This is a genomic window from Micromonospora sp. CPCC 206171, assembly GCF_036906755.1.
Taxonomy (GTDB): domain Bacteria; phylum Actinomycetota; class Actinomycetes; order Mycobacteriales; family Micromonosporaceae; genus Micromonospora; species Micromonospora purpureochromogenes.
This window is the reverse complement of the sequence record NZ_JBAKHT010000009.1, coordinates 138917-159288: the sequence shown is the minus strand read 5'-3', so window position 1 is coordinate 159288 and position 20372 is coordinate 138917. Positions and strand designations below refer to the sequence as shown.

26 protein-coding genes are annotated in these 20372 nt (G+C 73.6%); 18 read left to right on the top strand and 8 right to left on the bottom strand.

Features of this window, described 5'->3' with window-relative positions:
• The first annotated feature begins 155 nt into the window (after positions 1 to 155).
• The 6 genes from V6U89_RS13820 (at position 156) to V6U89_RS13795 (ending at position 4632) form a co-directional block, all read left to right on the top strand.
• Positions 156 to 1202 carry a hypothetical protein gene (locus V6U89_RS13820; RefSeq protein ID WP_334571370.1) on the top strand — a complete coding sequence of 349 codons (1047 nt, stop codon included), beginning with the start codon at positions 156 to 158 and terminating at the stop codon, positions 1200 to 1202.
• A gap of 107 nt (positions 1203 to 1309) precedes the next feature.
• The gene (locus V6U89_RS13815) at positions 1310 to 2098 is read left to right on the top strand and encodes an LmeA family phospholipid-binding protein (RefSeq protein WP_280839473.1); all 789 of its coding nucleotides are present in this window, start codon (positions 1310 to 1312) and stop codon (positions 2096 to 2098) included.
• 118 nt (positions 2099 to 2216) lie between these two features.
• Entirely contained in the window at positions 2217 to 2294 is a 78-nt protein-coding gene (locus tag V6U89_RS13810) for an Ms5788A family Cys-rich leader peptide (protein ID WP_323135737.1), read from the top strand.
• A 204-nt stretch (positions 2295 to 2498) separates the two neighbouring features.
• Entirely contained in the window at positions 2499 to 3347 is an 849-nt protein-coding gene (locus V6U89_RS13805) for a sulfurtransferase (RefSeq protein ID WP_088960076.1), read from the top strand.
• Between the two features lies 1 nt (position 3348).
• Positions 3349 to 3669 carry a DUF1416 domain-containing protein gene (locus V6U89_RS13800; protein ID WP_334571369.1) on the top strand — a complete coding sequence of 107 codons (321 nt, stop codon included), beginning with the start codon at positions 3349 to 3351 and terminating at the stop codon, positions 3667 to 3669.
• Between the two features lie 120 nt (positions 3670 to 3789).
• Positions 3790 to 4632 (top strand): hypothetical protein, encoded by an 843-nt coding sequence (locus V6U89_RS13795; RefSeq protein WP_442933916.1) that lies wholly within the window; start codon positions 3790 to 3792, stop codon positions 4630 to 4632.
• 58 nt (positions 4633 to 4690) lie between these two features.
• Here V6U89_RS13795 and V6U89_RS13790 read toward each other — a convergent pair whose 3' ends face one another.
• From V6U89_RS13790 to V6U89_RS13780, 3 genes are all read right to left on the bottom strand, one after another.
• The gene (locus V6U89_RS13790) at positions 4691 to 6745 is read right to left on the bottom strand and encodes an amylo-alpha-1,6-glucosidase (protein ID WP_334571367.1); all 2055 of its coding nucleotides are present in this window, start codon (positions 6743 to 6745) and stop codon (positions 4691 to 4693) included.
• Positions 6742 to 7122: an SCP2 sterol-binding domain-containing protein gene (locus V6U89_RS13785; protein WP_334571366.1), complete on the bottom strand. Its 381-nt coding sequence runs from the start codon at positions 7120 to 7122 to the stop codon at positions 6742 to 6744. Before V6U89_RS13785 ends, V6U89_RS13790 begins: the two co-directional genes overlap by 4 nt.
• Positions 7123 to 7202: 80 nt before the next feature.
• Positions 7203 to 7577 carry a DsrE family protein gene (locus V6U89_RS13780; protein WP_334571365.1) on the bottom strand — a complete coding sequence of 125 codons (375 nt, stop codon included), beginning with the start codon at positions 7575 to 7577 and terminating at the stop codon, positions 7203 to 7205.
• A gap of 12 nt (positions 7578 to 7589) precedes the next feature.
• Here V6U89_RS13780 and mtfM point away from each other — a divergent pair, with 12 nt between their 5' ends.
• Together mtfM and V6U89_RS13770 are read left to right on the top strand one after the other, a co-directional pair.
• A complete protein-coding gene (gene mtfM, locus V6U89_RS13775) occupies positions 7590 to 7694 on the top strand; it encodes a small membrane protein MtfM (protein WP_267897534.1) in 105 nt (34 codons plus the stop codon).
• A gap of 3 nt (positions 7695 to 7697) precedes the next feature.
• A complete protein-coding gene (locus tag V6U89_RS13770) occupies positions 7698 to 8300 on the top strand; it encodes an FABP family protein (protein WP_334571364.1) in 603 nt (200 codons plus the stop codon).
• A 38-nt stretch (positions 8301 to 8338) separates the two neighbouring features.
• On the opposite strand, the gene V6U89_RS13765 is transcribed toward V6U89_RS13770, so the two are convergent.
• Positions 8339 to 9187 carry an aminotransferase class IV gene (locus V6U89_RS13765; RefSeq protein ID WP_334571363.1) on the bottom strand — a complete coding sequence of 283 codons (849 nt, stop codon included), beginning with the start codon at positions 9185 to 9187 and terminating at the stop codon, positions 8339 to 8341.
• Positions 9188 to 9241: 54 nt separating this feature from the next.
• Positions 9242 to 9691: a hypothetical protein gene (locus tag V6U89_RS13760; RefSeq protein ID WP_334571362.1), complete on the bottom strand. Its 450-nt coding sequence runs from the start codon at positions 9689 to 9691 to the stop codon at positions 9242 to 9244.
• A 125-nt stretch (positions 9692 to 9816) separates the two neighbouring features.
• On the opposite strand from V6U89_RS13760, the gene V6U89_RS13755 reads away from it, so the two are divergent.
• From V6U89_RS13755 to V6U89_RS13735, 5 genes are all read left to right on the top strand, one after another.
• On the top strand, positions 9817 to 10476 hold the full coding sequence (locus V6U89_RS13755) for a TetR family transcriptional regulator (RefSeq protein WP_334571361.1): 660 nt from the start codon (positions 9817 to 9819) through the stop codon (positions 10474 to 10476).
• Positions 10477 to 10507: 31 nt separating this feature from the next.
• On the top strand, positions 10508 to 10912 hold the full coding sequence (locus V6U89_RS13750) for a Fur family transcriptional regulator (protein ID WP_088960086.1): 405 nt from the start codon (positions 10508 to 10510) through the stop codon (positions 10910 to 10912).
• Positions 10909 to 12021 carry a CAF17-like 4Fe-4S cluster assembly/insertion protein YgfZ gene (ygfZ, locus tag V6U89_RS13745; protein ID WP_334571360.1) on the top strand — a complete coding sequence of 371 codons (1113 nt, stop codon included), beginning with the start codon at positions 10909 to 10911 and terminating at the stop codon, positions 12019 to 12021. Before V6U89_RS13750 ends, ygfZ begins: the two co-directional genes overlap by 4 nt.
• Before the next feature lie 125 nt (positions 12022 to 12146).
• Positions 12147 to 12974, top strand: coding sequence for a 3-keto-5-aminohexanoate cleavage protein (locus tag V6U89_RS13740; protein WP_334571359.1), 828 nt, complete (start codon positions 12147 to 12149; stop codon positions 12972 to 12974).
• 94 nt (positions 12975 to 13068) lie between these two features.
• Positions 13069 to 14028, top strand: a complete 960-nt coding sequence (locus tag V6U89_RS13735; RefSeq protein ID WP_334571358.1) for an asparaginase — start codon at positions 13069 to 13071, stop codon at positions 14026 to 14028.
• A 272-nt stretch (positions 14029 to 14300) separates the two neighbouring features.
• On the opposite strand, the gene V6U89_RS13730 is transcribed toward V6U89_RS13735, so the two are convergent.
• Positions 14301 to 15092, bottom strand: coding sequence for an alpha/beta fold hydrolase (locus V6U89_RS13730; RefSeq protein WP_334571411.1), 792 nt, complete (start codon positions 15090 to 15092; stop codon positions 14301 to 14303).
• A gap of 117 nt (positions 15093 to 15209) precedes the next feature.
• Between V6U89_RS13730 and V6U89_RS13725 the strand changes: the two genes are divergently transcribed.
• The 5 genes from V6U89_RS13725 to V6U89_RS13705 all read left to right on the top strand — a co-directional run bounded on the left by V6U89_RS13725 (position 15210) and on the right by V6U89_RS13705 (position 18477).
• Entirely contained in the window at positions 15210 to 15794 is a 585-nt protein-coding gene (locus tag V6U89_RS13725) for a helix-turn-helix domain-containing protein (protein ID WP_334571357.1), read from the top strand.
• Entirely contained in the window at positions 15791 to 16459 is a 669-nt protein-coding gene (locus tag V6U89_RS13720) for a hypothetical protein (protein ID WP_334571356.1), read from the top strand. Before V6U89_RS13725 ends, V6U89_RS13720 begins: the two co-directional genes overlap by 4 nt.
• Before the next feature lie 73 nt (positions 16460 to 16532).
• A complete protein-coding gene (locus V6U89_RS13715; RefSeq protein ID WP_210773656.1) occupies positions 16533 to 16847 on the top strand; it encodes a DUF2516 family protein in 315 nt (104 codons plus the stop codon).
• On the top strand, positions 16844 to 17731 hold the full coding sequence (locus V6U89_RS13710; RefSeq protein WP_334571355.1) for an alpha/beta fold hydrolase: 888 nt from the start codon (positions 16844 to 16846) through the stop codon (positions 17729 to 17731). The genes V6U89_RS13715 and V6U89_RS13710 overlap by 4 nt, the downstream gene beginning before the upstream one ends.
• Before the next feature lie 11 nt (positions 17732 to 17742).
• On the top strand, positions 17743 to 18477 hold the full coding sequence (locus V6U89_RS13705; RefSeq protein WP_334571354.1) for an alanyl-tRNA editing protein: 735 nt from the start codon (positions 17743 to 17745) through the stop codon (positions 18475 to 18477).
• Positions 18478 to 18526: 49 nt separating this feature from the next.
• On the opposite strand, the gene V6U89_RS13700 is transcribed toward V6U89_RS13705, so the two are convergent.
• Positions 18527 to 19498: a GNAT family N-acetyltransferase gene (locus tag V6U89_RS13700; RefSeq protein WP_334571353.1), complete on the bottom strand. Its 972-nt coding sequence runs from the start codon at positions 19496 to 19498 to the stop codon at positions 18527 to 18529.
• 128 nt (positions 19499 to 19626) lie between these two features.
• Positions 19627 to 20304, bottom strand: coding sequence for a nucleotidyltransferase domain-containing protein (locus tag V6U89_RS13695; protein ID WP_334571410.1), 678 nt, complete (start codon positions 20302 to 20304; stop codon positions 19627 to 19629).
• Positions 20305 to 20372: the final 68 nt, after the last annotated feature.

The following is a 20372-nucleotide window of genomic DNA, read 5'->3' as shown; positions in this document are numbered from 1 at the left end:
GACGGGCGGGTAACGGCTTGAGCGTAACCGATGGCCCAGGTGAGCCCCGCTCGTCCTTTCCTGTTTGTCCGTTGTGCCCACGATCGCGCCGCAGGTTTTAACGTTGCCGAAACCGTGACCTCCGCCGGAGCCACCTGGTCTGGCACGATCGGGGCGTGTTTCCCTCCACCTCGCCCGAGACCGGCCGTGACCCGTGGCCCGCCGATGCCCGTTCGGGGCCGGCCGGCCCCGCCCGTGGCCTCCCGCCCGGTCCGCGTACCGGGCCGACCGACGGCGGTGAGCCGCGGCGGGAGCGCGGGCCGCGCCGGGCCCGCAAGGGTGGCGCGCCCCGCCGGCCGGACGACGAGGCGCCGGAGCCGGAGGCGGAGGTCGTCGAGCCGGTCGACGTACACAAGCCACTGTCGCTGACCGTCGCGGGCTTCGCCGCGCTGCTCGGGGTGGGTCTGGTGCTCGGCGCGCAGACCTCCGGGCCCGGGCACCGGCTGCCGTTCGCCTTCATCGTCTTCGGCGTGCAGCTGCTCTTCGTCCTGGCCTGGACGATGGCCATGCGCCCGCCCGCCCTGCTGCTGGTCGCGGTGGTCAGCGCCGCCGTCGCCGGCGCGGCGGACGTCGCCGCGGTGCAGTCGGACATCGCCGCCCTCGCGCCGCTCGGATACGTCGCGGCGGGCGGATTCCTGCTCGGCGTGCTGGGGCAGCTCGTCCGCCGGGTGGACCGGATCCGGGTCACCGACTCGCTCGGCACCACCCTGCTCATCGTGGTCGGGGTGGTCGCGTTCGCCACCCTGATCACGCTCAGCCGGATCCCGGCCGGCACCCAGGCGATCACCGTCTGCCTGGCCGCCACCGGGGTCGCGCTGACCGTCGCCCGGCTCACCGACGCCGTGCTGCCCTGGCCCCGGCTCGCCCCGCAGGTGCCGCGGGGCGCGGCCGGCGTGGTGGCCGGGGCGATGATCGGCACCCTGACCAGCGCGGTGCTCGGCAGCTACCTGGTCGGCTTCACCCCGACCAGCGCCGCGCTGATCGGCCTGGTCACCGCCGCCACCGCCGTGCTGGCCGACCTCGCCGTCGGGTACGCCGAGGCGGGCCGCCTGATGGCCGGCGAGCCGCCGACGCTGTGGATCGCCCGGCACATGCAGGGTCCGCTCGGCGGGTTCGCGCTCGCCGCGCCGGCCGCGTACGCCATGTGCGTGCTGTTCCTCTGACCTACGGTTGGGCGTCACGCCGCTCGGGTACCAACGGTGCGCCCGCGCCGGTGGCGCGGTGGACACGACCGTCGCGGGACAGCGACGGCGACGGACGAGGAGGCGGCGTGGCAGAGGCGTACCCCGCGTACGAGGAGCGTCCCCGGCGACGGGGGCGCAAGGTGCTGGTCACGCTGGTCGTCCTCCTGCTGCTCCTGGTCGGGCTGCTGGTCGTGGCCGACCGGGTGGCGGCCGGGGTGGCCGAGCGCGCCATCGCCGACCAGGTGAAGCAGGAGGTCGCCAAGCAGGACGCCCAGTCCGCCCCGCCCAAGGTCGACGTCGGCGGTTTCCCGTTCCTGACCCAGGTGCTCGACGGCCGCTACGAGCGGATCTCCATCGTGCTGACCGACGTGCGGGGTTCGGTCGAGGGCAACGCGGTGAGCGTGCCCCGGTTGGACGTGGACGCCCGGAACGTCCGGGCCTCGCTGGACACCCTCCGTTCGGGCAGCGGCGACGTGGTCGCCGAGAAGGTCGACGGCACCGGCACCGTCACCTACGACAGCCTGGCCGCCCTGCTGGACCGCCCCGGTCTGAAGCTCGGCGAGCAGAACGGCAAGCTCGCCGTGACCGCCCCGGTGGACATCCTCGGGCAGAAGCTCACCGTCACCGGCACCGCCGACGTGACCGTGGCCGAGGGCAACAAGGTCGCGCTGCGCTTCAACGACCTGACCGCCGAAGGGCTGCCGGCGGTGCCGCTGGCCCGGACGCTGCTGAGCAACTACGCCAAGGGCATCTCGATCGACGTGCCCCTGCCCGAGCTGCCGTTCCAGCTCAACGTCCGCAAGGTCGAGCCCAGGCCGGAGGGCCTGGTGGTGACCGCCGACGCGGCGAACGTACCGATCAACTCGGCCCGCTGACCGGGCCACCGCACGACGGCCCGGCCGCCCGGCCGGGCCGTCGCCGTGTCCCGCGTCGTGTCCCGCATGCTGGTCGGACCGGTGGCGCTCTCCGGGACGGCTGCTAGGCTCCCTGCTCATGGGGACGCACCTCACCAAACGGCGCGCGGTCGACCTGTGCCGCGTGGCCACCTGCCTGTGTCGCTCCGTCATCTGACGGCGGGGCTGTCTCCGGCCGCCTAGCGGCCAACCGGCTTCAGGGGTCTCTCCACCCTCCGGTGCTCTTCCCACCGCACGCCCGGCAGCGGCGCCGTCGCACGAACCCGTGATCCGTTCCTCTATGGGTCCCGCGCGTGGTGCGACAATCACCGATTTCGATCCCGCGCAGGCTCACCATCCATCCTCACCAGGGAGTGATTCGATGAGTCGCGACACCGCACTCGTCTCGGCCGAGTGGGCCGAGAAGAACATCGACGCCCCGGGCGTCGTCTTCGTCGAGGTCGACGAGGACACCTCGGCGTACGACACCGGCCACATCGCCGGCGCGATCAAGCTGGACTGGCGGACCGACCTGCAGGACCCGGTCCGCCGGGACTTCGTCAACAAGACCCAGTTCGAGGCGCTGCTCTCCGAGCGGGGCATCGCCAACGACGACACCGTGATCCTGTACGGCGGCAACAACAACTGGTTCGCCGCGTACGCCTACTGGTACTTCAAGCTCTACGGCCACCGCGACGTCAAGCTGCTCGACGGCGGCCGCAAGAAGTGGGAGCTGGACGCCCGCCCGCTGGTCGCCGACCCGGTGACCCGCCCCCGGACGCAGTACGTCGCGCAGGAGCCGGACGCCTCGATCCGCGCCTTCCGCGACGAGGTGGTCGACGCCATCGGCACCAAGAACCTGGTCGACGTGCGCAGCCCCGACGAGTACGCCGGCCGGCTGCTCGCCCCCGCCCACCTGCCGCAGGAGCAGGCGCAGCGGGCCGGCCACGTGCCCACCGCGATCAGCGTGCCGTGGTCGAAGGCGGCCAACGAGGACGGCACCTTCAAGTCCGACGACGAGCTGCGCCGGATCTACGCCGACGCCGGGCTGGACGACGGCAAGGAGACCATCGCCTACTGCCGGATCGGTGAGCGCTCCTCGCACACCTGGTTCGTGCTCCAGGAGCTGCTCGGCCACCGCAACGTGAAGAACTACGACGGATCCTGGACCGAGTACGGCTCGCTGGTCGGCGTGCCGGTGGCGCTCGGCGACGAGCCTGGGGAGGCCTGAGATGACTGCACCCACCGCCGCGGGTTGCGCCGCTCCCGACCAGGCCGCGCCGCTGCCGGCCAGCCTGGACCTGGAGAAGGAAACCGTCATCACCGGTGTGGTCCGCTCCGACGCGGGCGAGACCGTGCCGGGCGCGTACGTCCGGCTGCTCGACTCGACCGGTGAGTTCATTGCCGAGGTGGTCACCTCCCCGGCCGGGCAGTTCCGGTTCTTCGCCGCGCCGGGCAGCTGGACGCTGCGGGCGCTGTCCCGGCACGGCAACGGCGACACCGCCGTGACCGCCGGACGGGGCATCAACGAGGTCTCCGTGACCGTCGCCTGACCCATGCTCTGATCGGCCCGGGGCCGGTCACCCCACCCGGGGTGACCGGCCCCGGTCGTCGCCCGGCTTCCGCCGCAGGGGGCGGCCGGCCCGACGGCGGGCGCGTGACACGATGGGCGGGTGAGCGGTGCTGTCCAGGCGGGGTGGGCCCCGCCGAGTGGTCCTGGAGAGCCGGCGCCCACCCGAGGGTGGCCGCGCTGGTTGCTGGCGGTGACCGTGCTCTGGGCGGTGCTGCTGGGCGCGCTGACCTGGTGGTCGGTGCGGCACGACCCGCCGACTGTGCGCGAGCAGCGCACCCTCGCCGAGGCCGTACCGGTGGTCGACCGGGCGGTCGGCCGCCTCGTCGCCGCCACCGGCGACGGGGCCTGGCAGCTGGCCGCGCCGCGGTTCGACCGGGGCTGTCGGGTCACCCCGATGGACGACGGCGCGTCGCTGGCCCGGGACCTGGACGTGGTGGTGGCCGAGGGCGGGGAACGGGCACTGCTGGAGGCGGTCGCCGGGCGGCTCCCGGCGGACTGGCGCGCCGGCGTCCACCTCGGCTCCGACGGTCCCCGGCTGCGGGCCGACGCCGGTGAGTTCGTCGCGGTGCACGGCCGGGTGGTCACCCCCGGCCGGGTCCGGCTGACCGTGGACACCGGCTGCCGCCCGGACGACGTGGCATACGCGACACTCCTTCCCGGCTACGCCGGCGAGCCGGCCCTGGACGAGGCGCTGCGCGCGCTCGGCCGCCCGGCGGGCACCTCGGAACAGGTCGTCGCGCCCTGCCCCGGCGGTGGGCTCGCCCGGACCGCCTGGGTCGCCGCCGGTTCCGCGCCGGCGTCGCTGGCGGGGCTGAAACCGCTGGCCGCCGGCGGCGCGGTGGTCGACAGCCCGGAGGTGTACGCCTACCGGCGCGGCACCGCCGTCGTCCTGGCCGACGCGACCGGCCAGCAGGTGCGGGTCTCCGCCTCCACCGGCTGCTGATCCCGCGCGGCACGACCTGCGTGGGCTGCCGGTCCCTCCCGGGCTCGACGGGCTGCGGTCAGGTGACCGGATCGTGGTCCTGCTCCGTGCGGCTGCGGCCGAGTGCGTCGACCTTCCCCCACCGGCCGGGGATGTCCAGCAGCTCCATCCGGCCCAGACCCTCCGGCACCGCCGGGTCGATGATCAGGTGCTCGCCCTGCGGCTCCAGCCCGAGCATCACCCGCAGCAGCAGCAGGGGCGTCCCCGCCGACCAGGCCTGCGGACTGCATGCCGTCGGGTACTGCACCGGATACTCCGTGACCTCGCGCTCGTACCCGGCGAACGCCTCCGGGAGCCGTCCGTGGAAGTAGCGGGAGGCGCTGAGCATGCCCTCGCAGATCCGCCCGGCCTCCTCCCGGAACCCGTACCGGGCGAGGCCCCAGGCGATGAAGGCGTTGTCGAACGGCCAGACCGTGCCCACGTGGTAGCCGACCGGGTTGTAGCGACCCTGGTCGGTGGCGAGCGTGCGCACTCCCCAGCCGGAGAAGAGCCGGGGGCCGAGCAGGTGGCGGGCGATCCGTTCGGCCCGGGACTCCTCCACGATGCCGCTCCACAGCAGGTGCCCCATGTTGGAGGAGAGGGCGTCGACGTGCCGCCCCTCGGGGTCGAGGGCGAGCGCGAAGTATTCATCCTTCGCGATCCAGAAGTCCCGGTTGAAGCGCTCCTTGAGGGCGGCGGCCTCGCGTTCCAGCCGCTCGGCGTAGGCGGGGTCGTTCCAGAACTGCCGGGCCATCCGGGCGCCGCGCAGCTTCGCGTCGTACGCGTAGCCCTGGAGCTCGCAGGTGGCCCGGGGGAAGCCCGGCAGCCGGCCGTCCGCGTAGGAGATCGAGTCCCACGAGTCCTTCCAGCACTGGTTCGCCAGGCCGGTGTCCAGGTTGCGGGTGCGGTACCAGAGGTAGCCCGTGCCGAGCAGGTCGCCGTAGCTGTCGATCCAGGCCAACGCCGCCCGGGCCGGGAACTCCAGCTTCCGCACCAGGTCGGCGTCGCCGGTCCACCGCTCGTACTCGTCGAGCAGGATCAGGAAGAGCGGGGTGGAGTCGGCGGAGCCGTAGTAGGGCGAGTGCGGCTGCTCCTCGAAGCCGGCCGTCTCGCCGTAGCGCAGCTCATGCAGGATCTTGCCCGGCTCCTCGTCGCGGAAGTCGTCCAGCCGATGACCCTGCAGGCCGGCCAGCATCAGGATGGTCGGCGGGATCAGCTCGGGCAGGAACGGCAGCACCTGGAACGAGGTGAGGATGCTGTCCCGGCCGAAGAGGGTCATGAACCAGGGCAGGCCCGCCGCCACCAGACGAACGCCGAGGGTGATCGACTCGTAGCGCAGCGAGGCCAGGTCGTTGAGGCTCTGCCGGTACGCCGTGGCCAGCGGCTCGTAGTCGCAGCCGAGTTTGGGCGCCTTGCGGATCAGCTCCTCCTGCTCGGCGCGGATCGCGGCGGGGCTGCGGCTGCCGACCAGCGGGGTGCTCACCCGGAAGTCCTGGCCCCGGGCGCCGTAGATCACGGTCCCCGCGTGCAGCCGGGTCGTCCACTCCGCGTGCGGACCGACGAGGATGGCCCAGGTCATCCCGCCCGGGTCCACCTCGGCGGGTGAGCTGCTGGTGATCACAGCTTCCCGGTGGAACGCCTCCCGCCGGTAGGTCAACCGCAACTCGTTCTCACCGACGCGGGCGCTGACCCGGCCGGCCTTGCGCCGCTGGTGCTTGATCTCGAACAGGTCGGCGAAGTCGGAACCCATCTCCAGCCGGACGTTGAAGCGCATCTCCTTGTCGGAGTGGTTGAGCACGGTGAGTCTCTCGCCCAGGCCGTCGTCGATGGATCGGTCCCGGATCACCGACACCTTGGCGTCGAGGTAGTGGGTCGGCTCGCCCGGGACGAGGAAGTACCGGGTCCGGTAGGAGTGCGAGTCGTCGACCGACAGGGCGTGCAACCGCTCCCCGTCGAGGGTGAGCAGCCAGGTGGAGAGGAAGCGGGTGTCGAACGAGAAGAGGCCGGTGGGGAAGTCGAACGACGGCTCGATGTCGCCACGGCGGTCGCAGACGATGAAGGTGTTGCCGTCGAGAATGCTGACCAGCTGCCTCATCCCGACCCTCCCAGCTCCTCGCGGGCGGTCTCCCGGGGGTCCCGGGCGCCGGGCGGGTCGGGGAAGAACCGGCGGAAGACGAGGAAGAGCAGGACGTTGCCACTGAACGTGGTCTCGTTGCGCAGCACGGCGGAGATGCCCTGTGCCCGGCCGGTGACCAGGCGCTCGAAGAGGTCGGCGCTGCTGTGCCAGATCGCGTCCGCGGGACCGCGGGCCCGGTTGACGATGATCTCCCCGGGGCTCATCTGGACCAGCCAGTGGTCGGTCCGGTTGTCGGTGGTGAGGTCGATCTGGATCGTCCCGCTGGTCGGGGTACGCAGCACCGCCGGGGCGCGCGCCGGCAGCGATGCGAAGAAGTCCTCAATCGCCTCGTTCACATCCGAATGGTAGGCAGCCGACCGACAAGTCGGGACAGTATCGGCACTCCACGCAGATCGGACAGGAAAATCGGGGGAGGTCAGTAGACCAGCGCCTGGGCCCCCTCGGCCATCGCCTCCTCGACGAAGACGGCCGCGCCCGCGATGCGTACGCCGGGCAGCACGTCGCCGGGGCCGATGTCCCGGCGGGCGGCGCACTGGGTGCAGGCGGTGATCCGCCCGGTGGTGAGGATGACGTGCAGCAGCTCCGCCAGCGGCGCGGAGTGCGGCAGCTCGAACTGCTCCGCCCGACCGGGCAGGGCGAACCAGGTCGACTCGCCGGTCAGCCAGAGCGACACCTCCACTCCGGCTGCGGCGGCGGTGGCGGCGACCGTGAAGGCCTGGGCGCACCGTTCCGGCGCGTCCGCCCCGGCGGTGGCCTTGACGACGAGAGTGCGGGCCATGACGCCCAGCATAGGATGACCATGATGGTTACCGAGATCGGGTTCGTCAGCCTGCTGGTCGCGGGCCTCGGCGCGCTCGCCGGTGGCCTGGTCTACCTTGCCGTACGCATTTCGAGAGGACGTTGGTAACCGGTGAGCGCGAACCCGTCGGACGAGAACCCGCTGCAGCCGCCGTGGCTGAACGCGCCGCCGGTCGAGGAGTACCCGTACGAGGAGAGCCACGACCTGCGGGTCGGGCCGAAGCTGCACCCGGCCCTCGACGGCCTGCTGCCGTACGTCGGGGTGTGGCGGGGTCGCGGCCGCGGTGGTTTCCCCACCATCGAGGACTTCGACTTCGCCCAGGAGATCCGGATCAGCCACGACGGCCGACCGTTCCTGCTCTACGAGTCGCGGGCGTGGATCCTCGACGAGCAGAGCCGCCCGGTGCGCCCCGCCGGGCGTGAGGTCGGCTGGTGGCGTCCGGTGCTCAGCGGCGACCGGGCCACCGACGAGCTGGAGGCGTTGATGATGAGCCCCACCGGGATCATGGAGCTCTACATCGGCAAGCGCACCGGCACCCAGATCGAGTTCGCCACCGACGCGGTCGTGCGGACCTCCACCGCCAAGGAGGTCACCGCCGGCGCCCGACTCTTCGGCATCGTCGAGGGCGCGCTGCTCTACGCCCAGGAGATGGCCGGCATGGGCCACCCCCTCTCGCCGCACCTCTCCGCCCGCCTCATCCGCGTGGCCGGCTGACCCACCCCCCGGCACGCCCACCCTGGACCCGGACAGGGTCAGGGGACGGGGTGGGCCAGCAGGGCCTGGAGGGCCGGAGTGTGCGGGGAGCGGCGGAGGCGCGTGGCGTCGAGGCTGCGGAACTCCGCCAGGCCGCGCACCGACGAGGTGAACCAGACGCCATCGGCCTCGGCCAGCCGCCGCGGCGTGGCCATCCGCTCGGCGGCGGCGAAGCCCAGCTCCCCCGCATGGGCGAGCAGCCAGGCGCAGGTGGCGCCGGGGAGGATGCCCGTCGCGGCGGCCGGGACGGTGCAGAGCGTACCGCCCTCCAGCCACACCACGTTCGCGCTCGGCCCCTCCAGCACGTACCCGTCCGTGGAGGTCCAGAGCACGTCGTCCACGCCGTTGCGGGCGGCCCAGCGCCGGGCGGCGCTGCTCACCGCGTACGAGGTGGACTTGACGCCGGTGGGGAGCCAGCCCAGCTCCGGCCGGGCCGCCGCGGCCACCCCGAGGGGCAGGGTGGCCACGCCGACACCGTCCCGTCGGGCCCGTCGGGCGGACGGCGGGACCTCGCCCAGCGTGGCGTAGACGGTCGCCGGGCCGCCGCCCTCCGGGCCCCGGGTGCAGACCAGCCGGAGCGCGCCCTCCACCTCCGCCGGCCAGCCGGCGGCCACCCTCTCCAGAAGTTCGACCAGGGCGTCCTCGGCGGGCAGCGCCAGCTCCACGGCGGCGGCGCCGGCCCGCAGCCGGGCCAGGTGCGCCGCGCGCAGCCAGGGCCGCCCGCCCCGCAGGTGCATCGTCTCGAAGAGGCCGTCGCCGTGCAGCACGCCGAGGTCGTCGCCGCGCAGCACCGGCTCCCCACCGGGTACGACGCCCCGGCCGAGCACGGCGACCCTGGTTGCCTCCATGGCCGTCGAGCCTAGACAGTGGCCGGGGCCCCCGGTCGCGCTCGCCTGCCCGGGTCAGCCCCGCGCGGCGGCCAGTTCGGCGTTGGCCCGCTCGGTGACCAGGGTCAGCACGCGGGCGGTGACGGCCAGGTCGGCTGCGGGAATGTCCGCGTACACCCGGCCGGCGATGCCGGCGCTGATCTCGGCGACCCGCCGCTGCCGGGCCCGGCCGGCGTCGGTCAGGTCCACCCGGGCTTCGTCGGCCGGTAGCACCCGTACCAGGCCGGCCTCGGCCAACTCGGCGATCGTCGCGAGCACCGCCGCCGCGTCGACCTTCAGGGCGCTGGTCATCCGGTCGACCAGCCGGGACCGGTCGAGCGTCCCGCCGGCGTTGGCAACGGCGTTGAGGGCCAGCGCCTGCGGGAAGGACGTTCCGGTCGGGGCCAGCTCGCCTTCGAGGACCGCGCGGGTGGCGTAGTGGGCCAGGCCGACGACCTGGCCGTTGAGGGTGGGAGTGGTCGACATCGGTCGCTCCTTCGTTCGCTCCATGCTTTCGGCACTCCGAGCATATTGAGACGGAGTCTCATTTGGCAACAGATCCCTAAGGATGTCAGGTCTCCTTCCGGTCGGGATGCGGCTAGATTGCGGCCATGACCGCCAACTCCTCGACGTCCGACCGGGCCCTGCCGCTGCGGGAGCGCAAGAAGCTGCGGACCCGGCGCGCGCTCGCCGACGCCGCGCTGCGCATGTTCACCGAGCGGGGCTTCGAGGCCACCACGGTGGAGGAGCTGGTCGACGCGGTGGAGGTGTCCCGCAGCAGCTTCTTCCGGATCTTCCCGGCCAAGGAGGCCGCCGCCATCGAGGCGGAGGCGGAGCTCTGGTCGGCCTACCTGGCCGCCCTGGAGCGGCGCGCCCTGTCCGGCCTCGTGCTCACCGAGCTGAGCGACCTGCTGGGCGAGGTGGTGACCGGGCTCGGGGCGGACTGGGCGGACCGCTACGTCGCCACCCGGCGGCTCGTGCTGACCTCGCCCGCCCTGCTGGCCTACGCCGCCCACTACCGCGCCGAGGTCGAGCAGCGGATCGCCGACCGGCTGGCCGGCAAGCTCGCGCTGCCGCCCGGGGACCTCCGGCCGCAGGTCCTCGCCGAGGTCACCACCACCGCCTGGCGCCTGGCGGCCCGGGCCTGGGTGCACGGCGGCGGGCAGGGCGGGCTGCCGACCCTCGTCGAGCGGGTCGCGCGCGCCTTCCGGGCCATCCCGGCGAGCCTGGAGCTTTCCGCGCCGGAACGACCCGCCGGCGCCGAACTATGATCGGACGGTGTCCGAATCCTCCCTCGCGGAAATGCTCCGCTCCCGTGGGCTGCGGCTGACGGCGCAGCGGCAGCTGGTGCTCCAGGCCGTGCTGGACCTGGGGCACGCCACGCCGGAGCAGGTGCACACGGCGGTCCGGGAGGTCGCCGCGGGCGTCAACATCACCACCATCTACCGGACCCTGGAGCTGCTGGAGCGGCTCGGGCTGGTGACCCACACCCACCTGTCGCACGGGTCGCCGACCTACCACGCGGCGGGCGAGCACCAGCACGTCCACCTGGTCTGCCGCGAGTGCGGGGCGATCGACGAGATGGATCCCGAGCTGCTCCGTCCCCTCGCCGACCAGCTCGTGGCCGAGCGCGGGTTCCGGGTCGACATCGGGCACGTGGCGCTCTTCGGCGTCTGCGGCCACTGCGAGGACGGGGAACCGAAATGATCGACATCGCGGGAGCGGTGGCCGTCGAGGCCATCGACGAGGCCAGTCGCGACCAGCCGGAGCCGGCGCACCGCGCCGCCGGGGTCCGGGGCGTCGCCGCGCACTACGGGGACCCGATGCGCGAGCAGCGCACCCTGGCCACCGGGGTCGGCCTGGTCGACCGGTCGCACCGCGGGGTGGTCGCGGTACCCGGCGAGGAGCGGATCGGCTGGCTGCACACGCTGACCAGCCAGCACCTCAACGCCCTGCAGCCCTGGCAGGGCACCGAGCTGCTGGTGCTCAGCCCGCACGGGCACGTGGAGCAGCACGCGATGGTCGCCGAGGACGGCGAGACCACCTGGCTCGACACCGAGCCGGGCGCCACCGAGGGGCTGCTGTCGTACCTGGAGAAGATGCGGTTCTTCAGCCGGGTCGAGCCGCGCGACGCGACCGCCGACCATGCGCTGCTCTCGCTGGTCGGTCCGGAGGCGGTCACGGCCGTCGCGGCGCTCGGCGTCACCGGGCTGGCCGACCCCGACGTGGTCGCGGTGCCGGGTCCGAAGTTCCGCTCCGACGAGCTGCCGTCCCGGCCCACCGTCGTGTACGACGTGCGGCCGCTGCCCGTCGGCGGCTGGGCCCGCCGGGGCCGGCTCGGCGTGGACCTGCTGGTGCCCCGGCCCGCCATGGACCAGGTCGTGGCCGAGCTGCGCGGCAACGGGGTGCCGGTGGCCGGGCTGTGGGCGTACGAGGCGGTGCGGGCGGCCGCCCGGCTGCCCCGGGTCGGGGTGGACACCGACCACCGGACCATCCCCGCCGAGGTGGGTCTGATCGCCCCGGCGGTGCACCTGAACAAGGGCTGCTACCGGGGGCAGGAGACGGTGGCCCGGGTGCACAACCTGGGCAAGCCGCCGCGCCGGCTGGTACTGCTGCACCTGGACGGGGTGACCACCGACCAGCCGCCGGCCGCCGGCACGCCGGTGACCCTGGACGGCCGGGCGGTCGGCTTCGTCGGCACCGCCGTGCACCACTACGAGCTGGGGCAGGTCGCCCTCGCCGTGGTCAAGCGCAACGTCGCCGACGACGCCCGCCTGCTGGTGGGGGAGACCGCCGCGGCGATCGACCGGGAGTAAGGGTGCCGGGTCCGCGCTCACATTGCAGGAAGTCTTCCTTCCCGCTAGGCGCGGTCCCGCCATTCTTCCGTCATTGCCGGCTCCGGCCGTCGACCGGAGCCGGCCGGGGCGGCTAGGATCCTGGCATGAGCACAGGGACGTTGATCACGGTTGCCCCCACCGGCGCGGAGTCGGCCAAGGCGGAGGTGCCGGCGCTGCCGGTGACCCTCGACGAGCTGCTGCTGACCGCCAAGGAGTGCGAGGCGCTCGGCGCCGCCGTGATCCACGTCCACATCCGCGACGACGAGGCGCGGCCGACGCTGGACCAGGGCCGGCTGCGGGACACCGTGGCGGCGCTGCGGGAGAACACCGACCTGATCGTGCAGCTCTCCTCCGGCGGCGCGGTGACCGATCCGGAGTCCGCCCGGCTCGCCGTGCTCGACGCCGCGCCGGACATGGCCTCCTGCACCATGGGCACGCTCAACTTCGGCGACGACGTCTTCCTCAACCGGTGGGAGTTCATCGTCGACCTGCACACCCGGATGCAGGAGCGCGGCATCGTCCCCGAGTACGAGATCTTCGACCTGGGCCACCTCACCGCCCTGCAGCGGCTGCTCGGCAAGTACGGGCTGCCGCACGGCGGCCACGTGCACGTCGACTTCGTGATGGGCGTGCCGGGCGGCATGCCGGGCACCACCCAGGCGCTGGTCGCCGCCCACCAGGCGCTGCGTGACCTGCCGGAGGGCACCACGTTCTCGGCCACCGGCATCGGGCGCAGCACGATCCCGGTGCTGCTGGCCTCGCTCTCGGCCGGCGGCCACCTGCGGGTCGGCATGGAGGACACGGTCACCTACGCCAAGGGCCAGCCGGTCGAGTCCAACATGCAGCTGGTCGCCCGGGCGGTCGGTTTCGCCCAGCTCGCCCAGCGTCCGCCGCTGACCACCGCCGAGGCCCGTACGCTGCTCGGCCTGTAAGGCCGGCCCCGCCGCCCACCCCTGTACGGCCACCGCCGACGTCCCTGGTCACCCGGCTGCCGACCACTGCGGGGGCGTCGGTACCGTCCACTTCGTGGGAAAGACGTACGAGGGCGGCGTGCCGCTCGTCGAGGTGGTCCGGTCCGGTTTCGTCGAGGGCGTGCACCGCGGCTCGGTGGTGGTGATCGACGCCGGTGGCGCACCGGTGGCCGGGGCGGGGGACGTCACCTCGCCGATCTTCCCGCGCTCGGCGAGCAAGCCGATGCAGGCGATCGGGATGCTGCGCGCCGGCCTACCGCTGACCGACCCGGCCGACGTGGCGCTGGTCTCCGCCAGCCACGCCGGCGAGGAGTTCCACCTGGCCCGGGTGGCGGCGCTGCTGGCCCGGGCCGGGCTGGACGGCTCGGCCCTGCACTGCCCGCCCGATCTGCCCGTCGGCGAGGCGGCCCGGGAGGCGGTGCTGCGCGCCGGCGGCGGACCGACCCGGGTGCAGATGAACTGCTCCGGCAAGCACAGCGGGATGCTGCTGACCTGCGTGGCGGCCGGCTGGCCGCTGGACGGCTACTGGCGGCCGGAGCACCCCCTGCAGCAGCGGCTGACCGCGACCATCGGGGAGTTCACCGGCGAGGAGGTGGCGGCCGTGGGGGTGGACGGCTGCGGCGCGCCGGTGCTCGCCGTCTCGCTGACCGGGCTGGCCGGGGCGTACCTGCGGCTGGTCTCGGCCGAGCCGGGGTCGGTGGAGCGGACCGTGTCCGACGCGATGCGGGCGTACCCGGAAATGGTCGGCGGGACCGGGGCCGAGGACACCCGGCTGATGCGGGGCGTACCCGGGGCGTTGGCCAAGGTGGGCGCGGAGGGCGTGATCGCCGCGGCCGTGCCCGGCGTGGGTGCGGTCGCCCTCAAGATCGACGATGGCGCCGCGCGGGCCCGGATGCCGGTGCTGGTCTCCGCGCTGCGCCGGCTCGGCGTCGACGCCCCGGTGCTGACCGAGTACGCCGAACTGCCGCTGCTCGGCGGCGGCCTGCCGGTCGGGGCCGTGCGGGCCGCCTGGTGACGCCCGGTCCGCATCGGGCCGCCTGACGCCGGCGCGTCGCAGTCGGTGGCGCCGTGACGCACCGCGGTGCGCCGGGCCGGCGGCACCGTGACGTCTCGTGGTGCGGGCGGCCGCGGTGCCGCTACAGAGCGTGAGTCCCATCCGGCTCATTGGGCCACACATCCTGCCGCGAGCGCGACACGCCCGGGTGGGCCGGGCGGTAGGCCGCGCCGCTCTCGGGCCTACCGAAGGGCCGGCACGCGACGCCTGTGCGGGGGGTCGGCCCGGCGCGGTCAGCGCAGGAAGTCGCGCAGGGCGGCGTCGACCGCTTCCGGGCGCTCCAGCGGCAGCAGGTGGGCGGCGTCCGGCACGTCGGGCAGGCGCACCGCGCCGGGCACCTCGGCCGCGATCCGGTCGGCGAGCCGGGAGATGTCCGGGACGTCGGCCGCGCCGGCGGTGACCAGCACCGGCAGCCGCAGCTCACCGAGGCGCTCGATCGCCGGCGGGTCGAGGTCGTCGACCTCCACCGCGCTGAGCGCCTGCTCGGCGGCGAGCGCCCGCTGGTCCAGCTCCTCGGCGAAGGCGACCAGGCCCGGGTCGACGTCCTCCGGGCGGCGGCCGGGGCCGACCACCCAGAACCGCACCTCGCCGGCCGCGCTCGCCGCGAAGTCCTCCGGGTCCACCTCGCCGACCAGCTTCTCCCAGAGCTGCTCGGCCTCCTCGGACCACTGGTTACCGGCGACGGCCGAGCCGAAGAGCGCGAGGGCGGAGACCCGCTGCGGGTGCGCCAGCGCGGTGTCGATCGCCACCGCCCCGCCGAACGAGCAGCCGACCAGGGCGGCCCGCTCGATGCCCAGCGCATCCAGCACCGCGACCACGTCGTCGTGGTGGGCGAAGGACGCTGGCGGCAGCTCGGAGTCGCCGTAGCCGCGCAGGTCGAGCGCGATCACCCGGTGCCGTTCGGCGAGAGCGGGCGCCAGGTGCCGCCACATCCGCCGGTCCGCGATGCCGGCGTGCAGCAGGAGCACGGGGCTGCCGCTGCCCAGATCGTCGTAGGCGAGCCGGGCACCGTTGATGTCGATCATCGTCACGCGTGCAAGCTACGCAGCGGACATCCGGTCCGCAACCGCCTATTGTTACCTTGCTAACTCTGGCAAGCGTTTTGCTTGCTGTAGTTAGCACCGCGGACTACCGTATGGCTCATGGCCGCACCCAAGGATCTACCCGACGTCGGCGGATTCATCCGTGACCTGCGCCGGAACGCCAAGATCTCGCTGCGCCAGCTCGCCGAGCAGGCCGGGGTGAGCAACCCGTACCTGAGTCAGATCGAGCGCGGGCTGCGCAAGCCGAGCGCCGAGGTGCTCCAGCAGCTCGCCAGTGCGCTGCGGGTCTCCACCCCGGCGATGTACCTGCGCGCCGGGCTGCTCGACGACAAGGAGGGTCAGGGGGTGCTCGCGGCGATCGCCGTCGACCCCGACCTGACGATGGCGCAGAAGCAGTCGCTGAGCCAGATCTACGAGACCTTCCGCCGGGAGAACGTCCGGCTCGCCGAGGCGACCGCCGCGGCCGGCCCGGAGACCACTCCGGCGGCGGAACCCAGCGCACCGGCCGAACCGACCGAGGCGGCCGCCACCGCCACGCCGGCCGCGACCGGGCCCACCACCGCGGACGGCACCCCGACCGAGGCCGTCCTCGAATCGGTCGCCGTCACCGAGGCGGGCCCCGCGCCCGCCCCCGTCACCCCCGACAGCAAGGCCGCGGAAGCGGCCGAGGAGGAGAAGTCATGACCCAGCCGAAGACCAACCGCATCCCGGCTCCGCTCTACGCCGCCGCTGGCGCCGGCGAGCTGGCGTACCAGCAGCTCCGCAAGCTCCCGACCGTGGTGAGCGAGCTGGGCACGAAGGTCGTCGCCGACGGCACCAAGGCGGTCACCGAGATCGGCGGCAAGGCCGTCGTCACCGGCTTCGAGCTGCGGCAGAAGGCCACCGAGACCTTCAAGACCGCCAACCTGACCGCGACCGGCCTGCGCGAGAAGGCCGTCCCGGCCGACCTCGACCTGGACAAGCTGCGCGAGGCCGCCACCCGCAACGCCGCCGCGTTGCTGGTCGGTGCGCAGGCCGCGCAGGAGCGCGCGCTGGCCGCGTACGGCGCGCTGATCGCCCGCGGCGAGCGGGTCGTCGGCGCCGGCGTGCTGGAGGCCGCCGACACCGTCAACGCCGACATCGAGGCGACGGACGCCACCCTCCCCACCGAGGTGAAGGACGAGGTCGCGACGGCCACCACCGCCGCACCGGCCGAGGCGGAGATCCCCACCCCGGCCGAGGTGGCCGAGGCCGTCGAGGCCAAGCCCGCCGCCGCGAAGACCACCCGGGCGCGGGCCGCCAAGCCGGCTGCCACCCCGTCGGCGAAGCTGCCGAAGGCCACCAAGCGGACCCGTCCGGCCGCCCAGTAACCGCCGCAAACCGGTACGACCCCGGAAGCGTCCTGTGGGACGTTTCCGGGGTCGTCGGCATATGCTGGCCGGCATGGCCATCGCCGCGCCGATCTTCGTGTTCGAAGTCCGCTATGTGATCGAGCTGATCCTGCTCGTCTTCGCCCTGGCCGTACAGGGCATCGCCCTGGTACACGCGATCACCCAGCGCGCCGACGCGTTCCCGGCGATCGGCACCCTGCCCAAGGGCGGCTGGATCGCCATCCTGGCGGTCTGTCTGGTGCTCACCCTGCTCGGCTTCGGCGCGCTCAGCATCTTCGGGCTGATCGGCATCGCGGCGGGCCTGATCTACCTGCTCGACGTCCGGGTCGGGCTGCGTGACCTGCACGACGGCAAAGGGTTCTGGTGAGAGGTTTCCGCTGGCCCCCGCCGCCCGACGGCGGACCCCGCACCTGGGGGCCCGGTCCGGGCGGGCCGCGTACCGGGCGACCGGCCCTGCCCGAGCCGGAGACCGAGCTGGTCACCACGCCGCACGGGGTACGGCTGGAGCGGCTGGTCACCGGCGCCGGTGACCCGGCCACCGTCTTCGCGCACGGGCTCGGCAACGGCATCGCCACCACCCGCCCGTTCGGCAGCGCCGTCACCGGCCGCAAGATTTTCTTTCAGTTCCGGGGGCACGGACGTTCCGACGCGCCGCCCGGCCCGTGGAGCTACCTGGACCTCGCGCGTGACCTGCGGGCGGTCGCCGACCTCGGTGGCGCCACCCGGGCGTTCGGGGCCAGCCTCGGGGCCGGCGCGCTCTGCCGGCTGCTGCTGGAAAGCCCCGACCGCTTCGAGAAGCTGGTCTTCTTCCTGCCCGCGGTGCTCGACAAGCCGCGCGGCCCGGTCGCCCGGCAACGGCTGACCGACCTGCTGGACGCGGTGGCCGAGGGCGACGCCTCGGCCGTCGCCGAGGTGGTCTCGCTGGAGGTGCCGGCGGCGGTCCGGAACACTCCGGCGGGCTGGGCGTACCTGCGGCAGCGGCTCGACCAGCTGCTCCGCGACGGGCTCGCCCCCGGGCTGGCCGATCTGCCGGAGCAGGCCCCGCTGCGCGACGTCTCCGCACTCGCCGCGGTGACCGCCCCGGCGCTGGTGATCGGCTGTGCCGGCGACGACCTGCACCCGGCGCACGTCGCCGAGGAGTTGGCCGCCGCGCTGCCACACGCCACCCTGCACCTCTACGACCGCCCGGGTTTCGCCTGGACCGAACGCGCCGACCTGCGGGAGCGGATCTCGACGTTCCTCAACAGGTAGCGTCTGCTGTCATGGGCGTCACACACCACGGCCGTACCCACCGTCTCGACCTCGCCGACCCCACCCTGCGGGAGTGGGAGTGCACGGTGCTCGCCGCCGACGAGCAGGGCATCGTGCTGGACCGGTCGGCGTTCTACCCGGGCGGCGGCGGCCAGCCGCCGGACCACGGCGTGCTGCTCTGGCAGGGCGTGCAGACCCGGATCGTCGGCACCCGCAAGGGCGACGACCTCTACCTGATCCCGGCCGAGGGAGATCCGGTGCCGCCGGTGGGCACCGCGGTCACCGGCGCGGTGGCGGACGAGCGGCGGACCCGCCTGATGCGCACCCACTCCGGCCTGCACGTGCTCTGCGGCGTCGTGTTCCGCGACTTCGGCGCGCTGGTCACCGGCGGCAACATGGAGCCGGGGGAGGCCAGGATGGACTTCAACCTGCCCGAGGTACCGCCGGACTTCAAGACCCGGATCGAGGAGCTGGTGAACGCCGAGGTGGCCGCCGACCGGTCGGTCGCCGTGCGGGTGCTGCCCCGGGCCGAGGCGCTGGCCCTGCCGGACATCATCCGTACCCAGTCCAACCTGATCCCGCCGGACGAGCAGGAGGTCCGGATCGTCGACATCGTCGGGCTGGACGTGCAGGCCGACGGCGGCACCCACGTCGCCTCGACCGCCCAGATCGGCAAGGTGCAGGTGGTCAAGGTGGAGAGCAAGGGCCGCGCCAACCGCCGGGTCCGGGTCAGGTTGGCCGACTAAGCGGGTGGTGTGTCCCCGGCACCGGTGCACCGGTGCCGGGGACGACCGATCAGACGAGGTCCACGCGTGCCCGCTCAATCGGGTAGGCCGCGCGGGCGAAGACGGCGGCCATCGGGTGGTTGGTCTGGTCCGTGGCGGCCACGATCTCCGTCGCGCCGCCCTCGACCAGCAGGTGCGTCCCCTCGACCAGCAGGTCGTACGCGTAGCCGTGGCCGCGCTGCTCGGGGACCACGCCGACGAAGCCGATGATCGGATCGGCGTGGTTGCGGGCCGGCACGATGATGCCGACCAGCTCACCGCTCGCGGTCCAGGCCAGTCGCCACCAGTCACGCGGGCTCGGCAGCCAGAGCAGCAGGTCCAGTTCCTCCCGGGCCGCCGCGTCCGGCCCGGAGGTGGCGGTGGTGTGGCGGTTGTGGGCGTCCAGGCTGCCCTCGCCGACGCGGCGGAGGACGTCGAGGATCACGGCATCGTCCGGTTCGGGGCGGAACGTGAGCCGACCCGGCCGGTCGGGCAGTCCACACCAGGTGGTCCAGCGGTACCGGTACCGCTCGACCAGCACCGACATGCCGGCGGCCGTGGCGGCGTCGATCCGCGCCTGCGCCTGTGCCCGGACGGCAGGCTCGTCGCGCCAGCCGGGTGGCAGCGAGAGCGAGTACTCCGCCCGCAACGGTGCGGTCCGGAGCAGCTCCACCGCCGCGTCCGGGTCGGTGAAGTCGAACCAGTCGAGCGCCAGCGGCTGGTCGTCGTCCGGTCCACCCCACCAGGCGGCGCGGGCCACGACGACGTCGTCGCGCAGGGCTACCCAGGTCCATTCGGGGCGGTACTGGCCGGCTTCGGCCATGTCGAGGTAGCGCTCGCCGAACGCGGCGCGGCCGACGAGAGCGGGGTCGGGCAGGGAGTCGAAGAGTTTTTCCTCGCCCGCGGTGATCGGGCGGATGACCAGGTCGGTCATGGGATCCTTCCGGGTGTTGACGTGCTCCCGGTTCAGGACCTCGGCGTCCTCGCCGTCGGGTGGGAGCACATGACAGTCGTGGTGGACATCGCGCTCACCTCCCTTTTCGTTGATCGAGGACGCGGCCGAACCCTAGCAGCGGGGGCGGCGCCCGGCCGAGCGGTTTTCGGCCCGGGCACCGGCGGGCCAGTGAGCGCTCAGCCCTTCGTCGGCAGGTGGGCGGCGCGCACGTCGAGCAGCCAACCCTCCACCGTCGCCTCGTCCGGCCGTTCCGGCAGCGGCGTACGGATGGTGTCGAAGTCCCGCTGCGCCGCGGCGACCAGCGCCTCCGCCTCGTCCAACGCGCCGCCGGCCACCCGCTCGCCGAAGGCCCGGAACCACTCCGGGTCGGCCAGCCGGATCTCCAGCACGCCGGTCGCGTAGAGCACCCGGCCCTGGTGCAGCAGCCGGGCCAGGTGCCGGGCGTGCTTGGCCGAGCGCCGCCGTCCGCTTACTGACGAGTCGCGGGCGGTCAGCTTGCGGAACTGCTGGGTGGCGTACCCGAGGTAGGCGTCGCGGACCCGGGGCGCGCTGAGGAACGCCGACCGGATGCCGATCAGCCGCTCGCCGAACTCCGTCCGGGTCTCGTAGCAGTCGTCCGGCAGCCACATCAGCTCGGTGGCGGTCGGGTTGCCGCTCAGCGCCAGCTTCGCGTACTTGCCGGCCTCGTGCAGGGTGACGTCCGGGTCGGTGGTGACCACGGACTCCTTCGGCGGGTGCAGGCCGTGAAACGCGACGGTGGGCGCGGCGAACACGCCGATCCGGTCGACGTCCGAGCCCGGCCCGGCCAGCCCGTACGCGACCGACCCGACGATCCCGGAGAGCAGCAGGTGCATGCCGGCGAGCATGACGCACGACACCCGGTCGGCGAAACCGGACTTGGGATGTCAGGTTTTCCTGTCAG

Coding starts and splice junctions, on each gene's coding strand:
- V6U89_RS13810 (WP_323135737.1), top strand. CDS start 2,217: ATGGGGACGCACCTCACCAAACGGCGCGCGGTCGACCTGTGCCGCGTG.
- V6U89_RS13805 (WP_088960076.1), top strand. CDS start 2,499: ATGAGTCGCGACACCGCACTCGTCTCGGCCGAGTGGGCCGAGAAGAAC.
- V6U89_RS13800 (WP_334571369.1), top strand. CDS start 3,349: ATGACTGCACCCACCGCCGCGGGTTGCGCCGCTCCCGACCAGGCCGCG.
- V6U89_RS13790 (WP_334571367.1), bottom strand. CDS start 6,745: ATGAGGCAGCTGGTCAGCATTCTCGACGGCAACACCTTCATCGTCTGC.
- V6U89_RS13780 (WP_334571365.1), bottom strand. CDS start 7,577: ATGCTGGGCGTCATGGCCCGCACTCTCGTCGTCAAGGCCACCGCCGGG.
- mtfM (WP_267897534.1), top strand. CDS start 7,590: ATGGTTACCGAGATCGGGTTCGTCAGCCTGCTGGTCGCGGGCCTCGGC.
- V6U89_RS13765 (WP_334571363.1), bottom strand. CDS start 9,187: ATGGAGGCAACCAGGGTCGCCGTGCTCGGCCGGGGCGTCGTACCCGGT.
- V6U89_RS13760 (WP_334571362.1), bottom strand. CDS start 9,691: ATGTCGACCACTCCCACCCTCAACGGCCAGGTCGTCGGCCTGGCCCAC.
- V6U89_RS13755 (WP_334571361.1), top strand. CDS start 9,817: ATGACCGCCAACTCCTCGACGTCCGACCGGGCCCTGCCGCTGCGGGAG.
- V6U89_RS13750 (WP_088960086.1), top strand. CDS start 10,508: ATGCTCCGCTCCCGTGGGCTGCGGCTGACGGCGCAGCGGCAGCTGGTG.
- ygfZ (WP_334571360.1), top strand. CDS start 10,909: ATGATCGACATCGCGGGAGCGGTGGCCGTCGAGGCCATCGACGAGGCC.
- V6U89_RS13740 (WP_334571359.1), top strand. CDS start 12,147: ATGAGCACAGGGACGTTGATCACGGTTGCCCCCACCGGCGCGGAGTCG.
- V6U89_RS13730 (WP_334571411.1), bottom strand. CDS start 15,092: ATGATCGACATCAACGGTGCCCGGCTCGCCTACGACGATCTGGGCAGC.
- V6U89_RS13725 (WP_334571357.1), top strand. CDS start 15,210: ATGGCCGCACCCAAGGATCTACCCGACGTCGGCGGATTCATCCGTGAC.
- V6U89_RS13720 (WP_334571356.1), top strand. CDS start 15,791: ATGACCCAGCCGAAGACCAACCGCATCCCGGCTCCGCTCTACGCCGCC.
- V6U89_RS13715 (WP_210773656.1), top strand. CDS start 16,533: ATGGCCATCGCCGCGCCGATCTTCGTGTTCGAAGTCCGCTATGTGATC.
- V6U89_RS13705 (WP_334571354.1), top strand. CDS start 17,743: ATGGGCGTCACACACCACGGCCGTACCCACCGTCTCGACCTCGCCGAC.
- V6U89_RS13695 (WP_334571410.1), bottom strand. CDS start 20,304: ATGCACCTGCTGCTCTCCGGGATCGTCGGGTCGGTCGCGTACGGGCTG.